The sequence below is a fragment of the Ruegeria sp. BF7 genome (assembly GCF_056538605.1).
This window is the reverse complement of sequence record NZ_JBQFTM010000001.1, coordinates 1,008,266-1,023,787: the sequence shown is the minus strand read 5'-3', so window position 1 is coordinate 1,023,787 and position 15,522 is coordinate 1,008,266. Positions and strand designations below refer to the sequence as shown.

The 15,522-nt window shown below is 58.8% G+C and carries 16 protein-coding genes; 7 read left to right on the top strand and 9 right to left on the bottom strand.

What is annotated here, in order from left to right; translation table 11 throughout:
- Nucleotides 1-16: 16 nt before the first annotated feature.
- Together ACR0IK_RS05110 and ACR0IK_RS05105 are read right to left on the bottom strand one after the other, a co-directional pair.
- On the bottom strand, nt 17-1,390 hold the full coding sequence (locus ACR0IK_RS05110; RefSeq protein ID WP_480589588.1) for an L-serine ammonia-lyase: 1,374 nt from the start codon (nt 1,388-1,390) through the stop codon (nt 17-19).
- A gap of 1 nt (nt 1,391) precedes the next feature.
- Entirely contained in the window at nt 1,392-2,093 is a 702-nt protein-coding gene (locus ACR0IK_RS05105) for a glutathione S-transferase family protein (RefSeq protein ID WP_480589873.1), read from the bottom strand.
- 167 nt (nt 2,094-2,260) lie between these two features.
- Between ACR0IK_RS05105 and rpiA the strand changes: the two genes are divergently transcribed.
- The 6 genes from rpiA to ACR0IK_RS05075 all read left to right on the top strand — a co-directional run bounded on the left by rpiA (nt 2,261) and on the right by ACR0IK_RS05075 (nt 8,461).
- On the top strand, nt 2,261-3,046 hold the full coding sequence (rpiA, locus tag ACR0IK_RS05100; protein ID WP_480589589.1) for a ribose-5-phosphate isomerase RpiA: 786 nt from the start codon (nt 2,261-2,263) through the stop codon (nt 3,044-3,046).
- 148 nt (nt 3,047-3,194) lie between these two features.
- Nucleotides 3,195-4,553, top strand: a complete 1,359-nt coding sequence (gene gor, locus ACR0IK_RS05095) for a glutathione-disulfide reductase (protein WP_480589590.1) — start codon at nt 3,195-3,197, stop codon at nt 4,551-4,553.
- Between the two features lie 71 nt (nt 4,554-4,624).
- Entirely contained in the window at nt 4,625-5,767 is a 1,143-nt protein-coding gene (gene hflK / locus ACR0IK_RS05090; RefSeq protein WP_480640673.1) for an FtsH protease activity modulator HflK, read from the top strand.
- On the top strand, nt 5,767-6,645 hold the full coding sequence (gene hflC, locus ACR0IK_RS05085; RefSeq protein ID WP_480589592.1) for a protease modulator HflC: 879 nt from the start codon (nt 5,767-5,769) through the stop codon (nt 6,643-6,645). The genes hflK and hflC overlap by 1 nt, the downstream gene beginning before the upstream one ends.
- Complete coding sequence (locus ACR0IK_RS05080) at nt 6,645-6,839, top strand: DUF2065 domain-containing protein (RefSeq protein WP_170324515.1); 195 nt, start codon at nt 6,645-6,647, stop codon at nt 6,837-6,839. The genes hflC and ACR0IK_RS05080 overlap by 1 nt, the downstream gene beginning before the upstream one ends.
- A 131-nt stretch (nt 6,840-6,970) precedes the next feature.
- Nucleotides 6,971-8,461 (top strand): DegQ family serine endoprotease, encoded by a 1,491-nt coding sequence (locus ACR0IK_RS05075; protein WP_480640671.1) that lies wholly within the window; start codon nt 6,971-6,973, stop codon nt 8,459-8,461.
- A gap of 211 nt (nt 8,462-8,672) precedes the next feature.
- Here ACR0IK_RS05075 and ACR0IK_RS05070 read toward each other — a convergent pair whose 3' ends face one another.
- The 6 genes from ACR0IK_RS05070 to ACR0IK_RS05045 form a co-directional block, all read right to left on the bottom strand.
- Complete coding sequence (locus ACR0IK_RS05070) at nt 8,673-9,341, bottom strand: Crp/Fnr family transcriptional regulator (RefSeq protein ID WP_480589594.1); 669 nt, start codon at nt 9,339-9,341, stop codon at nt 8,673-8,675.
- A 150-nt stretch (nt 9,342-9,491) separates the two neighbouring features.
- The gene (locus ACR0IK_RS05065; RefSeq protein ID WP_480589595.1) at nt 9,492-10,097 is read right to left on the bottom strand and encodes an inner membrane-spanning protein YciB; all 606 of its coding nucleotides are present in this window, start codon (nt 10,095-10,097) and stop codon (nt 9,492-9,494) included.
- Nucleotides 10,098-10,113: 16 nt separating this feature from the next.
- Nucleotides 10,114-11,016, bottom strand: a complete 903-nt coding sequence (locus ACR0IK_RS05060; RefSeq protein ID WP_480589596.1) for an EamA family transporter — start codon at nt 11,014-11,016, stop codon at nt 10,114-10,116.
- Between the two features lie 3 nt (nt 11,017-11,019).
- Complete coding sequence (locus tag ACR0IK_RS05055) at nt 11,020-11,607, bottom strand: hypothetical protein (RefSeq protein WP_480640670.1); 588 nt, start codon at nt 11,605-11,607, stop codon at nt 11,020-11,022.
- Between the two features lie 3 nt (nt 11,608-11,610).
- Nucleotides 11,611-12,774: a signal recognition particle-docking protein FtsY gene (gene ftsY, locus ACR0IK_RS05050; protein ID WP_480640669.1), complete on the bottom strand. Its 1,164-nt coding sequence runs from the start codon at nt 12,772-12,774 to the stop codon at nt 11,611-11,613.
- Nucleotides 12,775-12,832: 58 nt separating this feature from the next.
- A complete protein-coding gene (locus ACR0IK_RS05045) occupies nt 12,833-13,471 on the bottom strand; it encodes a lysoplasmalogenase family protein (protein ID WP_480640668.1) in 639 nt (212 codons plus the stop codon).
- A 126-nt stretch (nt 13,472-13,597) separates the two neighbouring features.
- On the opposite strand from ACR0IK_RS05045, the gene ACR0IK_RS05040 reads away from it, so the two are divergent.
- Complete coding sequence (locus ACR0IK_RS05040) at nt 13,598-13,993, top strand: hypothetical protein (RefSeq protein WP_480589600.1); 396 nt, start codon at nt 13,598-13,600, stop codon at nt 13,991-13,993.
- A 7-nt stretch (nt 13,994-14,000) separates the two neighbouring features.
- Here ACR0IK_RS05040 and xseA read toward each other — a convergent pair whose 3' ends face one another.
- The gene (xseA, locus tag ACR0IK_RS05035) at nt 14,001-15,494 is read right to left on the bottom strand and encodes an exodeoxyribonuclease VII large subunit (RefSeq protein ID WP_480640667.1); all 1,494 of its coding nucleotides are present in this window, start codon (nt 15,492-15,494) and stop codon (nt 14,001-14,003) included.
- Between the last annotated feature and the right edge of the window lie 28 nt (nt 15,495-15,522).

The window sequence follows — 15,522 nt, the reverse complement described above, 5'->3', positions numbered from 1 at the left end:
CCCTCCTGTTATAGCGTCAGCAGTTGGGTACGTTCACCGCCAGGCCACCCAGAGACGTTTCCTTGTACTTTTCGTGCATATCATGCCCGGTCTGGCGCATGGTTTCGATCGCCGCGTCCAGCGGCACGAAATGCTGACCGTCACCGCGCAGCGCCAGCGAGGCGGCCGAGACCGCCTTGATCGCCGCCAGCCCGTTGCGCTCGATGCAAGGCACCTGCACCAGTCCTTTGACCGGGTCACAGGTCATGCCCAGATGATGCTCCAATGCAATCTCTGCGGCGTTTTCCACCTGTTCCGGTGTGCCGCCCATCACGGCGCACAGACCTGCCGCAGCCATGGCCGAGGCACTGCCGACCTCGGCTTGACACCCAGCTTCTGCTCCAGAGATCGAGGCGTTGTATTTGACCAGACCGCCGATGGCGGCAGCGGTCAGCAGGAAATCTTCGATATGGCTTTCCGAAGCACCGGGAACGTGGTCGAGATAATAGCGCAAAACCGCAGGCATCGTTCCTGCGGCCCCGTTGGTGGGGGCAGTGACGACCTGTCCGCCGGCAGCGTTTTCCTCGTTCACCGCCATGGCATAGACGCTCATCCAGTCATTGATGGTGTGCGGCGCGTTCAGGTTCATGCCTCGTTCAGACAGAAGAGCATCGTGAATGCCCTTGGCGCGACGGCGCACATTCAGGCCGCCGGGCAGGATGCCATCGGTTTTCAGGCCGCGTTCGATGCAGTCGTTCATGACTTCCCAAAGGCGTGCAGTACCCTTGGCGAAACTGATCGGGCAGCCGCGCGCGACTTCGTTTTCGCGTTTCATCTGGGCGATACTCTTGCCGCTGGCTTTTGCCATCTCCAGCATCTCTGCCGCCGATTTGAACGGGTAGGGCACGGGCGGGCCGTCATTGGTGTCTTTGCCCTCGGCCAGTTCCTCTTCGGTCAGGACAAAGCCGCCGCCGACCGAGTAGTAAACCTGCCGCAGGATCACATCGCCCTGCGCGTCGGTGGCCATCAAGATCATGCCGTTGGCGTGACCGGGCAGATTGTTTTCATAATCAAAGATCAGATCGGCCTTTGGGTTGAACTGCAGCGTCGGCAACCCTTCGGGCGTCACCGAGTGCGTCTCGGAAATCTCGGCCAGTGCGGCCTCGGCCTTATCATTGTCATAGGTGTCGGGCACAAATCCGGCCAATCCCAGAATGGTGGCACGGTCGGTGGCATGACCGACCCCTGTAAAAGCCAGCGATCCATGCAGCGAGCCGCGTAGCCCCGTAAATTCGAACGGGGACGCGCGCATCATGTCCAGAAAACGCGCGGCGGCCACCATCGGCCCCATGGTATGAGACGAAGACGGGCCGATGCCCACTTTGAACATATCGAAGACAGATAGAAACATGTCAGGTAGCTGAGCCTTCTTGAGGAGTAGCGTAACTCGGGGATGTGAATGGTGTAACCCCCAACCCTTCGGCTGCGATTGCGGCTTGGGTTGCGGGGCGGTTTTCAAGCCGTGTCAGGATCGCTTGCAGATGAGGGGTATCCGACAACTGAAACCAGCTGCGGTCGGCGCTGGCGGGGTACAGCGCCATCCACCGCATCTGGCAGGCCAGATAAATGGTCAGAACCGAGGGCTGCTCAGAGTGCAGCCAGGTTGGTGCGTTCTCCGCCTCAGAATCCAATACCTGCAAATGTCGGCGCAGGCGCGGGCGGATACCGGCGCGCAGATTGTCGGCCTGCGCGGCGTCGATGTATTTCTCGGCGTAGAACAGAATGCGGAGGTCCGCGTGCAGAGTGTTCGATGCAAAGAACAGCCATTTCAGAAATGCCGCCCGTTCTGGGGCTTCGGGCGACGGGGCAAGGTGCCCATGCATATCAGCCAGCCACAACAGGATGGCCGCCGTTTCAAAGATTGGTCCCTGTGGGGTGTCCAGCACCGGAATCAACCCGTTCGGGTTCAACAGCCGGTAGGCCGCACTGTCTTGCTCGTTCCGGCGGCGGTCCACCAATACAGCATCATAAGGCAGGCCCATTTCTTCCAGCGCCAGTCTGATCACCAGAGAGGCGTTGTCGGGGGCATAGTGCAGACGATACGGCGCGTTCATAAAATCTATGTACATCGCCGGAACCACACAGGAAGCCTCGATTGCGACGTTTCCAATCGGAAACGCGTATTTTCGAGATATGTTTGCGCGCCAGTGGGTCGATTTGGCTCTCGCAGTTGGCGATTGCATTCCGTATAAACCCTGCAGCAATACAGGGAAACGCTGCCATGACCCGAGATATGTCCCCCATCGACAAAGCCAAATTTGTCGCCGCCCGCCGTGCCGCCGATATGGTTCAGGATGGGATGCGTGTCGGGCTGGGGACCGGATCGACCGCCGCCTGGATGGTGCGCCGATTGGGTGAGAGGGTGCAGACCGAGGGGCTGCGGTTAAAGGGGGTTCCGACCTCGATCCGCACCGCGCAACTGGCCCGCGAGGTCGGAATCGAGGTGGTCTCGCTGGATCAGGCAGGATGGCTGGACCTGACCATCGATGGCGCTGATGAGTTCGATGGTGAGCTAAACCTGATCAAGGGCGGCGGCGGCGCGCATCTGCAGGAAAAGATCGTGGCAACGGCCAGCGATCAGATGGTGGTGATCGCCGATGCCGGCAAAGAGGTTGAAACGCTGGGTGCGTTCCCCTTGCCGGTCGAGGTGATCCCGTTTGGCTGGCAAACCACGCGGACCCTGATCCAAGAGGCCCTGGACACAATGGATGTTCTGGGCAACTCGGCGATGCTGCGGATGAACGGTGAGGCGCCTTTTGTGACCGACGAGGGCAACCACATTCTGGACCTGCACCTGCAGCGTATCGGTAACGTGCGCCAGTTGGCATTGGTACTCAATCAGGTGCCGGGCGTGGTCGAAAATGGACTGTTCATCGACATCTGCGACAAGGTTGTGATCGGCCATGGCGATGGCCGGGTTGAACTGCGCGATATCAATGCTGGCACCACCGAACTGGACCAGTTGGTTGAGAGTGGCGACAATCTGTTCTCGGATTTGGCCGATTGAGACCTGAAACTGACGCCACGACATATGCGCAAACCACACTTGGTGGCACTGCCTTAAGTAAAGTTTACACACCTAAAAGGGTTGGCAGCGCGTCTTTCGACCCCAGATAATCATCGAATTTTGGCCTGACGAAATAAAGGAACTCAGGATGAGCTTTGACTATGATCTGTTCGTCATCGGAGGCGGCTCGGGCGGGGTCCGCGCGGCACGTGTGGCAGCCGGTGAGAACGGCGCCAAAGTGGCACTGGCCGAAGAGGACCGTTACGGCGGGACCTGCGTCATCCGAGGGTGCGTGCCCAAAAAGCTGATGGTCTTTGCCAGTGAATACGCGGATATGGTCAACGATGCGCAGGCCTATGGCTGGGATGTCAAACCTGGTGCGTTTAACTGGGACATCTTCCGCAGCAAGCTTTATGCCGAGCTGGACCGACTGGAAGGCATCTATCGCAACATCTTAAAAAACAACGGCGTCGAAAGCTTTGATCAGCGCGCCCATGTGGTCGATGCGCATACGGTCGAACTGGCCGATGGAACCCGCAAGACGGCCAAGCACATTCTTGTCGCCACTGGTGGCCGTCCGGTCGTGCCCCAGTTTCCGGGCTCGGACCTGGCTATCACGTCAAACGAGATATTCCACCTGGAGAAGCTGCCCGAAAGCATCCTGATCGTCGGCGGTGGTTATATTGCCAGCGAATTCGCCGGGATCATGAACGGGATGGGCGTGAAGACCACTCAGTTCTATCGAGGTGCGCAAATCCTGCGCGGGTTCGATGAAGAAGCACGCGGCCTGATCAGCGAGGAGATGTGCCAGAACGGCATTGATCTGCACCTTGGTACAAACGTGCTTGAGATGAAAAAGCAAGGCGACAAAATCTGGGTCAAGGCCACCAACGGAACGGAACAGGTTTTTGACGTGGTCATGTACGCTACCGGGCGCGCTCCAAATGCAGACAACCTGGGCCTTGAAGCAATCGGAGTTGAACGTGGCCGCAAGGGCGAGATCGTGGTGGATGAATACAGCCAGACCGGAGTGCCGTCGATCTATGCCATCGGTGACGTGACCGACCGCGTGAACCTGACACCAGTTGCGATCCGCGAAGGCATGGCCTTTGTCGAAACCGTGTTCAAAGGCAACCCGACACCCGTGGATCACGAACTGATCCCAACCGCGATTTTCACCCAGCCGGAATTCGGCACCGTGGGCCTCAGCGAGGAGGAGGCCGCGGCGCAGGAACCGATCGAGGTCTATGCAACTTCTTTCAAGCCGATGCAGAAGGCATTCGCAGGCGGGACGCAGCGTGTCTTGATGAAGCTGATCGTCAGTCAGGCCACCCGCAAGGTGCTGGGTTGTCATATCGTTGCGCCGGGCGCGGGCGAGATGATCCAGCTGGCGGGGATTGCCGTAAAGATGGGTGCAACCAAGGAAGATTTCGACCGCACAGTTGCCGTTCACCCGGTCATGGCCGAGGAACTGGTAACACTGCGGCAACCTGTGCGCACTGCTTGATTTGCAAGTACGCGTACACAAGTTACAAGGGAAACCGTGATCACACGGTCCAACACAAGGAATAGATACATATGGCGGGCAACAGCGGTGGCCCCTGGGGGGGCGGAGGCTCATCCGGTGGCGGAGGAAATCGGGGTAACAACGGGGATGGGCGCAAGCCCCCCGAAGGCGACGGCCCGCAGATCCCCGAGATCGACGAACTGATGAAAAAAGGCCAGGAACAGCTGCGCGTTCTGATGGGCGGGCGCGGTGGCGGTGGCCGTGGCGGAAGTCAGGGCGGCGGTGGAGGCGGTCCGATCTTTACTAAGGGGACCGTGGCGATTGGTGTACTGGTTGCGGCGGGCTTATGGGCGGCTGCGAGCTTCTACACCGTCAAACCCGAAGAACAATCGGTTGAGCTGCTTCTGGGTGAGTTCTCTTCGGTCGGGAATCCCGGTCTGAACTTCGCCCCTTGGCCTTTGGTGACGGCCGAGGTTATCCCGGTCACACGCGAACAGACCGAAGATATGGGCGGTACGCGTGGCAGCGACGACGGTCTGATGCTGACTGGCGATGAAAACGTGGTCGATATCGACTATCAGGTTGTATGGAACATCAACGATCCGGCAAAGTTTCTGTTCAACCTGCGCGACCCGCGTCAGACAATCCGCGCCGTGTCTGAATCAGCGATGCGTGAGATCATTGCGCAAAGCGAACTGGCCCCGATCCTGAACCGGGATCGTGGTGTGATCGCGGACCGCCTGCAGGAGCTGATACAGGCAACCATGGACAGCTACGATTCGGGTATCAACATCGTCCGTGTGAACTTTGACAAGGCCGACCCGCCGCAAGACGTGATCGCTGCATTCCGCGACGTTCAGGCCGCAGCGCAGGAGCGTGACCGTCTGCAAAACGTCGCTGACGCGTACGCAAACCAGGTTCTCGCGGAAGCCCGCGGTGAAGCCGCGCAGGTTCTGGAACAGGCCGAGGCCTATCGCGCCCAGCAGGTCAACAGCGCCCAGGGTGAAGCCAGCCGTTTCAGCGCTGTTTTGGAAGAATACTCCAAGGCTCCCGACGTGACCCGTAAACGCTTGTATCTGGAACGTATGGAGCAGGTTCTGGGGGATGTGGACAAGATTATCCTCGACGAAAACTCGACCGGTTCGGGGCAGGGTGTTGTACCTTATCTGCCTCTCAATGAACTGCGCCGCAATCAGACCGAGGAGAGCAACTGATGCGTAAGTCACCCATTATCCTCATCCTCGTCGTGATCCTTGGCGTGATCGGCCTGTCCTCGATTTTTATTGTGGATGAACGGGAACGTGCACTGGTTTTGCAGTTCGGTCGTGTTGTCGACGTTAAGGAAGAGCCCGGACTCGCGTTCAAGATACCGATCATTCAGGAAGTCGTTCGTTATGACGACCGCATCTTGTCGATTGACGTGCAGCCGCTGGAAGTCACGCCTCTGGACGACCGCCGTCTGGTGGTCGACGCGTTCGCCCGTTACCGGATCGCTGACTTGAACCAGTTCCGCCAAGCTGTTGGTGTCGGCGGAATCCCGGTGGCCGAAGATCGTCTGGACCGTATCCTGCGGGCCGAAACCCGCGAAGTTCTGGGTTCGGTTTCATCTCGTGACATCCTCAGCTCGGATCGTGCGGCACTGATGCTGCGTATCCGCAATAGTGCGATTGCCGAAGCACGCGCGCTGGGCGTCAATGTGATCGACGTGCGTCTGAAAGCGACCGACCTGCCGCAGGCCAACTTGGAGGCGACCTTTGATCGGATGAAAGCCGAGCGGGAGCGTGAGGCAACTGACGAACGCGCCCGTGGTAAGGAAGCGGCGCAGCGTATCCGCGCGCAGGCCGACCGGACCGTGGTCGAGTTGGTGTCAGATGCCAACCGCGAGGCCGAGATTATTCGTGGTGAGGCTGACGCCGAACGCAACGCGATCTTTGCCGAAGCATACGGCGCAGACCCTGAATTCTTTGAATTCTACCGCTCGCTTTCAGCCTATGAGCAGGCGCTGCAGGGTGGCAACAGCTCGCTGGTACTCAGCCCGGATTCTGATTTCTTCAACTATCTGAAATCGCCTACCGGACAGGGTGGCCGGTAATGGGCCTGATCCTTCTGGCTTTCGGGCTGGTACTGATTGTCGAGGGGCTGGCCTATGCGCTGGCCCCTTCGCTTATTGAACGTATGCTTGAAGCACTGCGGTCGCTGCCCGAACAGGCGCGTCGGCTGGCGGGGCTGCTGTGTGTCGTCAGCGGTCTGGTGTTGCTTTGGGGCGCGTATCAGGTCGGGTTTTAGTACAGTCATTTCAATTGCCGGTGATTTCCCTGCGATCCCGAGTTGCGGGCTTGGACAAACTGACTACATTGGTTGCTAAGAAGGGTTGCCGAGGGGCGGCCAAAGAAGAATTGTCGACAAGGAGTTCCCAAGTGCAGGCACAAGCACGAAGTATTTCGGTCCGGCGGGACGATAGTGTTGGTTTCATGCGGCTGATGTGGCTGGCTTTCGCGGGGATGCTGCTTGTTCTGGCGCAGACCGTCGCTGCTCAGGCGCGGGGCGAAAGCTTGGCGCCGCTGGCCGAAAAGATCAGTCCGGCAGTGGTCAACATCACCACCACAACCCTGATCGAAGGGCAGACGGGGCCGCAGGGGATTGTGCCCGAGGGCTCTCCGTTCGAGGATTTCTTTCGCGAGTTTCAGGACCGCAACGGTGACGACGACAACCGCCCGCGCCGCAGCAACGCGCTGGGTTCTGGCTTTGTGATTTCAGAGGACGGCTATATTGTTACCAACAATCACGTCATCGCCGAAGCTGATGAAATCCTTGTGGAATTCTTCCCCGGTGACGGGCAACCCAAGAAGGAATTGCCGGCCAAAGTGATCGGTACGGATGAAAAAACCGACATCGCGCTGCTCAAGGTCGAGGCCACGAGTCCTCTGCAATACGTGAAATTCGGCGATAGCGACATTGCGCGTGTCGGTGATTGGGTGATCGCTATGGGCAACCCGCTCGGGCAAGGCTTTTCGGTCTCGGCGGGCATTGTCTCGGCTCGAAACCGCGCGCTGAGCGGGTCGTATGACGATTACATCCAGACCGATGCGGCCATCAACCGCGGCAACTCGGGTGGTCCTCTGTTCAACATGGATGGCGAAGTGATCGGCGTGAACACGGCGATCCTGTCGCCTAACGGTGGTTCGATCGGGATTGGCTTCTCGATGGCCTCCAATGTGGTGGTCAAAGTAGTCGATCAGCTGCGCGAATTCGGGGAGACCCGCCGCGGCTGGCTGGGCGTGCGCATTCAGGACGTGACCGAGGATATGGCCGAGGCGATGGGGCTGGACAAGCCCGGCGGTGCGCTGATCAGTGACGTGCCGGATGGTCCGGCCAAAGAGGCGGGTCTGCTGGCCGGTGACGTGATCCTCAGCTTTGACGGTGTCGAGGTCGAAGATACGCGCGGTCTGGTCCGTCAGGTTGGCGAAACCACCGTTGGCAAATCAGTTCGCGTGGTGGTCCATCGTGACGGTGGCACCCAGACCATTCTGGTGACGCTGGGCCGGCGTGAGGACGCAGAGCGCGCCGAGAACGGTGACGAAGAAACGCCGGACATTCCGGCCGAGGAAAACGCCGATGTTCTTGGTCTGACAATTTCGCCTTTGACCGATACGTTGCGCGAAGATCTTGGTCTGGATGCGGATGCTGAAGGGCTGGTTGTGACCGAAGTGGACGAGGCGTCCGAAGCCTTTTCCAAGGGTCTGCGCGCCGGTGACCTGATCACCGAGGCCGGTCAACAGAAGGTCAGCTCGATCGAAGATCTGGAAGCACGCATGGACGAGGCGCGCGAAGCAGGGCGTAAATCGCTGCTGCTGCTGGTGCGCCGCGGTGGCGAACCCCGCTTTGTGGCGTTGAGCCTTGGCGAGTAAGTAACCTGATCAGAAACGAGATTAGGCCGGAGCTTATGCTCCGGCCTTTTTTGTGCTGCGAGATAGTGAGCCACGCACCGGGGAGGTGCGTGGCTCTGGTACAGGGAGAGGTCAGTGGACAGATATCGGGGATGATTCTCTGACCTCCTACGGTAACAACTATGACGATAGGCTTAACGCCATCCATGGTCTGTGAAGCAGGTCACAGGGCTCAGATCAGGTCGGAATCGGCCAATTCCCGCAGCGCAGCGAAATCCTGAATCATCAGCCCGCCGCGCGACGCTTCGACCACGTTATCGCGTTTCCATGTGGAAATGGTTTTGGATACCGCTTCCCGAGTGGCGCCCACGAACTCGGCCAGTTCGCTTTGCGACAGGGTAATCCGTTTGGATGGATCATCTTGCAGTTCGGACAGGTGCAACAACTTGCGGGCCAGGCGGATCGGCATCGGCAGAAAGACCTGCTCGTTCAGTTGTGATCCCATCCACCGCATTCGCAGGCCGGCCAGACGGATCAGATCAACCGCAAGGTCGGGATGTAGCCGGATCTGATCCATCACATCGCCTTGCCGCACCCGCAACACGCGTGAATGCTCTGCCGCCGCAATGGTGGCAGTGCGTGGGCCGCTGTCAAACAGGGCAATCTCGCCAAAAACCTCTCCGGGCCGCATCAGGGTCAGTGACAGTTTTCGGCCGCTCATAGCCAGAAAGGAAACCTCGAGCGTGCCTTCGAGAATAGCAAAGAGGGCGTCGCCTTCGTCGCCTTGCTCGAACAGAACCTCTCCACGTTCCAAAGTAATTTCGGTCGCCTGCGCGGAAAGCATGGCTTTGAGCCTGTCAGATGCCTCGGACAGAAAGCCGCTGTCTGGAAAAGCCGTCATGAGTTTCTGGTGCTCCGGCTGTGAGTGGTGCCACAACTTTCCACAGCTTTGGCGTTTAGCCAAGGATTTTGTCTGTTTGTTCCTGTGTTACGTCTGGGAATAAACAAAATTCCGTTACCGCATGAGGCGAAAGGGGGCACTTATTTTCCCCTATTGATGGTCAGGATCATCCATGTAGCTTTGCAGCAGATTGAATTGCAGCATCAGGAACACCATCAGCGCGATTGGGAACCCGAAGGTTTCGATCTTGACCCAGAGGTCGGTCGACAACGTGCGCCAGACGAATTCGTTGGCCACTGCCAGAACCGCAAAACAGCCGCAAAGCCGTCGGGTCAGGATCATCCAGCCTTCGTGGCGCATTGGCAGCATCTCGTCCAGGACATAAGCGAGGTAAGACTTGCCCTGCAGCAGGCCGATGCCAAGGATCACCGAAAAGAACCCGTAGACAAGCGTGGTTTTCATCTTGAAAAATCGCTCGTCATTGAACCATGCAGTCAGGCCACCAAAGAATATGACCATAAATGCCGTGAATATTTGCATCCGGCTGAGCTTGCCGGTCAGGTACCAGAGGATAGCCATGGCGGCCAGCATCAGCGGGACAAAGATGATAGTGGCGACGATAAAGCCGGAGTATTCAATGCCGCCGATCAGAAAACTGTCGTCACGCAGACGCAGGTAAATGAAGAAGAAAGCCAGTGGAGGGCCAAGCTCCAGCACCTGCTTCAGAAACGGGTTGATCTCTTTTTTGCCTGTCATAACGGTTTCCTGCTGCTTACCCGCCCATTTCAACTATTACGGCGCCAAGTGCAATCAATGCCATCAACCCGATCCGTCTTGGGCCCACGGTTTCTTTTAGAACCAGCCAACCGATCAGGGCGGCAAAGACAGTCGAGGTTTCCCGCAAGACGGCGGCTTCGCCGACCTTGTCGAGCCTTGTGGCCAGCATTATCGCCCCGAAAGACAAGGGGGCGATGATGCCGCCGGCCAGTCCGCGCAACATCAGCGGGCCGATGGCCGGGCGATTGATCATCGCCCGCCATCTGAGGAAGGCGTAGATCGGCATTGCCGCCCCGTCGATCATGAAGAACCACGCCAGAAAGGTGAAGGGGTCGGCGGTGGCGCGGATGCCGTAGGCGTCATAGGTGGTGTAGAGCGCCACGAAAAGGCCGGTTGCGACGGCCAGCACCAATGCGATGCCCAGTGTTTCGCGGTTGGTTTCGAGGAAGCGAAAATTATAGGCGGCCAGTCCGAAAATGCCGGCCAGCAGGACGGCCACACCGAACCATTGGGTGCCGGTGAAGGTCTCTCCGAAAAGCAGATAGGCGCCGATGACGGTGAACAGCGGGCCAGTGCCGCGGACAACCGGGTAGACGACCGTGTAGGACCCCTTGGTATAAGCCATGGCCTGAAGGGTTTTGTAGGCGATGTGGATTACCCATACGGTCGCAAAAATCGGCCACATATAGGGTTCGGGCCAGGGCACCACGAAAAACGCGAAGGGGGCAGCCAGAAGACAATAGCTGGCGTCGATGGCGCCGCGCGACATCCATGGATCGTGGCGGCCTTTTTGCAGGGCGCCGAAAACCGCGTGCAGGAAAGCCGCCATCAGTGCAAGCCCGAGGGCGAGTTGGTGGCCTGCTTCGGTGCCTTCCAGAGAAATTAGCCAGTCACTCAATTCTTAGACCGGGAAGATGAAATTGTTGACAATGCCTTCGACCGTTTCGACCGTGTCCAAACGATCTACCAAAAAGAAGATACGATGTCGCGTCGCTTCACCGACACGAACGTTTGGGAGTTCTTTGCAAAAAACACCACTTACAGTGTCATGTGACTCGAGGTAGTCGACGGCTGATTTCGGATCTCCTGATACGTCCACGAAAAACTTGAACTGTGTCCCAAGTCGTTTGTGAACCTTGAGCCTCACTCGGATTGGACCGTCATTATCGGTTGGCCGTTCAGGCACCCGAACGATCTTGTTCTGCAATCGTCCGTGGTAACGCTCTCGATCGCTAGCAAGCTGCTCAAGGTATTTGTCGTTCCCGTATCGAATAACGAGCAGGTTGAGGTTGGTGATACTCTCCGGTGCTTGGCCCTTAGGGTTTAGCTCGAATTCGATTTGTTGTGTTCGCAGGGATAGTAAGAAATAAAGTTCTTGAGCGATTTTCCTGGCAAAAGTCCAAACAACGCCTGCGATTGCCACCAGTAAGGTGACATCGAAGTAGAACTCAAAAGACCCGAATTTGGCTATCAAATTATCAAAGACCAAAGGCTACCTTCTTTCCAATCCAGTCAGCGCGGCGGCAAATTCATCGGGGTCAAAGGGGGCAAGGTCGTCGATTTGTTCGCCGACGCCGATGGCGTGGATAGGCAGGCCGAACTTGTCCGCCAGTGCCACCAACACGCCGCCCTTGGCGGTTCCGTCGAGCTTGGTCATGACCAGACCCGAGACGTCGGCCAGATTGCGGAAGGTTTCCACCTGGCTCAGCGCGTTTTGGCCTGTGGTGGCGTCCAGCACCAGCAAAGTGTTGTGCGGTGCGGTTTCGTCCTTCTTGCGGATAACGCGTACGATCTTGGCCAGTTCTTCCATTAAGTCGGCGCGGTTCTGCAGACGACCGGCGGTGTCGATCATCAGCAGGTCGGCGCCGTCTTCTTGCGCCTTGGTCAGCGCGTCGAAGGCAAGGCTGGCCGGATCGGACCCTTCTGGCGCAGTCAGAACGGGCACACCTGCGCGCTCGCCCCAGACTTGAAGCTGTTCGACAGCCGCGGCGCGGAAGGTATCTCCGGCAGCAATTACGACTTTTTTGCCAGCGGCCTTGAACTGACTGGCCAATTTGCCGATCGTTGTGGTCTTGCCCGACCCGTTCACGCCGACGACCAGCACCACCTGCGGGCGTTTTGGATAGATCGGTAGGGGCTTGGCGACCGGCTCCATCACGCGTGAAACTTCCTGCGCCAGAAGCTGTTTGATTTCCTGGGTCGAGAGTTTGCGGCCATAGCGCCCCTCGGCCATGTTTGCGGTGACGCGCAGGGCGGTATCGACGCCCATGTCCGAGGCGATCAGCAGCTCTTCGAGCTGCTCCAGCATGTCGTCATCCAGTGTACGGCGTATTGCGGTTTTGGTCTCGCTGCGACCGAACAGACGGCCCAGCACGCCCTTGGAGGGCGCATCCTCCGGTGGGGGCGGCGTAGGGGTCGGATCGACGGGCGCGGGCTCGGGCACCTCGACCGGCTGTGGTGCCGGTGCGGGTTCCGGCACTTCGGGAACCGGTTGCGGAACTTCCGGCACCGGTTCGGGCTGCGGCTCGGGCTCGGGGATGATTGGGTCGGGTGCGGTCGTTTCCTCTCCACCGTCTTCGACGATGGCCTCAAGCCCCTGTTCGAGGCGGGACGAGGATTTGAACAGCTTGTCCTTGAGCTTTGAGAAAAACGCCATTTTTGGTCTCCGCAGGTGTTCCCTTCACCTAATGCGGAATTGCGGCAGTTGCAAAGGGTCAGAGAAAGGCAATCAGCAAACCGGCCTGCGCACCCCAATAAAGCGGCCAGACCAGATAGGGCGTGACCCTCAGGGCGGGGTGGTTTGCGGGCAACAGGAACTTTTCGGTCGCCAGGATCAGGTCGGACGCGATAAAGGCCAGGGCCGCAGGCAGGGCCCAACGCAGGGCACCGGTTTCTGGCAGGGCCAGGACGGTAATGCCCATCCCCAGAATGATCGGGATATAGCCCAGCACCGGGCCTTTGAGGTCTCCGGCGCGCGGTGCGAGCAGGGTGGCGGCAATAATACCAAGGAGGATGAGCAACCAGAAAATACCGGGCCTGTCGAAAATCAACGCGGGGTCGCTGGCGGGATGGGTCAGGAACAGCGCGATATAAGCCAAATGTCCGGCAGCGAAAGCTCCGATGCCTGCCATGAAAGTGCTGTCGGTTTCGCGCGACAACAGCGCGTCGCCAAGGGCGCACAGGGCTAGCGCCAAAACCAGTAAAAGCGGTGCTGCGTCCAGCAAGGCAATCAGGGCCAGCAGGGCCACCGATGCGGTTTTCAACAGCGACCGCAAGGCGCTGGCAGGACGCGGCGACAGGGGCAGATAGGCCAGAGCACAGATAGCTGCGAGCCAGAACAATGCAGTTGTCATGAATACCTCTCCCGTTTTTTGCAGCATGTTACGGGTTGTCGGCTCACCTCAACCGGTGACGTCAAGGCAGGTGGTTGTGCGGAAATGGCAATGGCACCGGATAACCGCATCTGACACAATGTGATCATGTTCAGATATCTAGCGATTCTCCTCTCGTTGCCCGCGTATTCAGCTTTGGCTCAACCAGCGCTGACGGCGTCGGATTTCGACGAGTATACGCGCGGAAAAACCCTGTATTATGGCTTTCAGGGAAAGGTCTACGGGGTCGAGCGTTATTTGCCCAATCGCCGCGTCGTCTGGTCGTTTCTGGATGGCGATTGCAAGGAAGGCGTCTGGTATGAGCAGGACGAACAGATCTGTTTCATCTACGAAGATCGTCTGGCCCCACAATGCTGGGTTTTCACCCGGTCTGGGAATGGCCTGATCGCTCAGTTCGAGGGCGACCCGGCGCAGACCGAACTCTACGAGGCCGAAGATATCGGTGAAGAGATGATCTGCTACGGGCCGGATGTCGGAGTATAATCTGCACTCAGAACAGTGAACCCTGATCCGGTGCGTCTTTTTTGGGTGCTTTCTTCGGAGCCGGTCGTTGGGTGGTGGATTGCCCGGTGGTCAGCACGCCATCGGCAAACTCGATTTGCAATGCCTCGTGTTTCTCGGCCTGCTTTTTGGTTGTCAGAACGTGATCGTCGGCGCGTACCACGGCATAGCCCCGTTGCAACGTTGCCTTGTAGCTGAGCGTTTCGCGCAGCCGGTCTGTCGCGGTCAGTTGTTGACGCATCCGATCCAGGCGGGTTGTCTGCGCTACGTTCATCCGTTCGGCCAGCCGGGTGATGGTTTGGTGCTGTATCTCGATCTCTCGCTGAATGGGACGCAGGGACAGGCGCGAGGATAGGTTGCGCACCGCTTCCTGACGACTAGTGACGAGGTTGCGCAGGGTCGAAGGGCGCAAGTGGGCAGACAGTTTCACCACTTGCAGGTGGCGGTTTTGCACGCCGCGCTCTAGTGCTGGGGTCAGGCGATCGGCAATCAAATCAAGCCGTTGACGTGGAGTGTTCAACAAGCTGTCCGGGCGTGGCAAGGCACGGGAAAGATCACGCAGGCGCTGCGACCTCCGCTGCACCGCATCTGTCGCAGCGCGGGACAGGCGCGCGCCCTGTTCACCGGTCCAGGCCAGCAGTTCCATCCGCACGGGCACGGCCAGTTCGGCGGCGGCGGTTGGGGTCGGTGCACGGCGATCCGAGACGAAGTCGATCAAGGTGGTGTCCGTCTCGTGCCCAACGGCTGAAATCAGCGGAATGTCCGAGGCCGCAGCGGCGCGGGCCACAATCTCTTCGTTAAAGCCCCAAAGGTCTTCGATGGACCCGCCACCCCGAGCGACGATGATCAGGTCAGGGCGGGGCAAGGCTCCGCCGGGTGTCAGTTTATTTAAGCCTTCGATCGCATTGGCGACCTCGGGAGCGCAGTTCGATCCCTGAACGGCCACTGGCCAGATCAAAACCTTGCGCGGAAAACGATCACGCAGGCGGTGCAGAATGTCCCGGATCACCGCACCCGAAGGCGAGGTCACCACGCCGACGATTTGTGGCAGATAAGGCAGCGGCTTTTTGCGTTCGGGTGCGAATAACCCTTCGGCCTCAAGCTGTTTCTTGCGTTTTTCCAGCAAGGCCATCAGCGCGCCTTGTCCGGCAACCGCAACCTCATCGACGTTCAGATTGTATTTCGACTGAGCACCGAAGGCAGTGAGCCGACCAGTGACGACGACCTCTAGCCCTTCCTCTGGGACAACGGACAAGCCCGAAACCTGACCCTTCCACGTGGTGCAGGCCAACACGTTCCGGTCGTCCTTGATGTCATAGTACAAATGCCCCGAGCGGGCCTTGAACACGCGCCCGACCTCACCGCGCACTCGGATTCGCCCGAAGGTGCCTTCGAGCGTCCGTTTCACTTCGCCCGAGATGTCCGAAACAGTGTATTCAGGAGTGTTTTGGCCGGGAATGGGGTCGTCAAGCAGGTCGGACATTTCAGCGCCTTGTGTCAAATGCCCGCCC

Excerpts from the sequence above, each read along its gene's own strand:
- ACR0IK_RS05080 (WP_170324515.1), top strand. The coding sequence starts at position 6,645 with ATGGGCCTGATCCTTCTGGCTTTCGGGCTGGTACTGATTGTCGAGGGG.
- xseA (WP_480640667.1), bottom strand. The coding sequence starts at position 15,494 with ATGTCCGACCTGCTTGACGACCCCATTCCCGGCCAAAACACTCCTGAA.
- ftsY (WP_480640669.1), bottom strand. The coding sequence starts at position 12,774 with ATGGCGTTTTTCTCAAAGCTCAAGGACAAGCTGTTCAAATCCTCGTCC.
- ACR0IK_RS05065 (WP_480589595.1), bottom strand. The coding sequence starts at position 10,097 with ATGACAGGCAAAAAAGAGATCAACCCGTTTCTGAAGCAGGTGCTGGAG.
- rpiA (WP_480589589.1), top strand. The coding sequence starts at position 2,261 with ATGACCCGAGATATGTCCCCCATCGACAAAGCCAAATTTGTCGCCGCC.
- ACR0IK_RS05105 (WP_480589873.1), bottom strand. The coding sequence starts at position 2,093 with ATGAACGCGCCGTATCGTCTGCACTATGCCCCCGACAACGCCTCTCTG.
- ACR0IK_RS05040 (WP_480589600.1), top strand. The coding sequence starts at position 13,598 with ATGTTCAGATATCTAGCGATTCTCCTCTCGTTGCCCGCGTATTCAGCT.
- gor (WP_480589590.1), top strand. The coding sequence starts at position 3,195 with ATGAGCTTTGACTATGATCTGTTCGTCATCGGAGGCGGCTCGGGCGGG.
- hflK (WP_480640673.1), top strand. The coding sequence starts at position 4,625 with ATGGCGGGCAACAGCGGTGGCCCCTGGGGGGGCGGAGGCTCATCCGGT.
- ACR0IK_RS05070 (WP_480589594.1), bottom strand. The coding sequence starts at position 9,341 with ATGACGGCTTTTCCAGACAGCGGCTTTCTGTCCGAGGCATCTGACAGG.
- hflC (WP_480589592.1), top strand. The coding sequence starts at position 5,767 with ATGCGTAAGTCACCCATTATCCTCATCCTCGTCGTGATCCTTGGCGTG.
- ACR0IK_RS05110 (WP_480589588.1), bottom strand. The coding sequence starts at position 1,390 with ATGTTTCTATCTGTCTTCGATATGTTCAAAGTGGGCATCGGCCCGTCT.
- ACR0IK_RS05045 (WP_480640668.1), bottom strand. The coding sequence starts at position 13,471 with ATGACAACTGCATTGTTCTGGCTCGCAGCTATCTGTGCTCTGGCCTAT.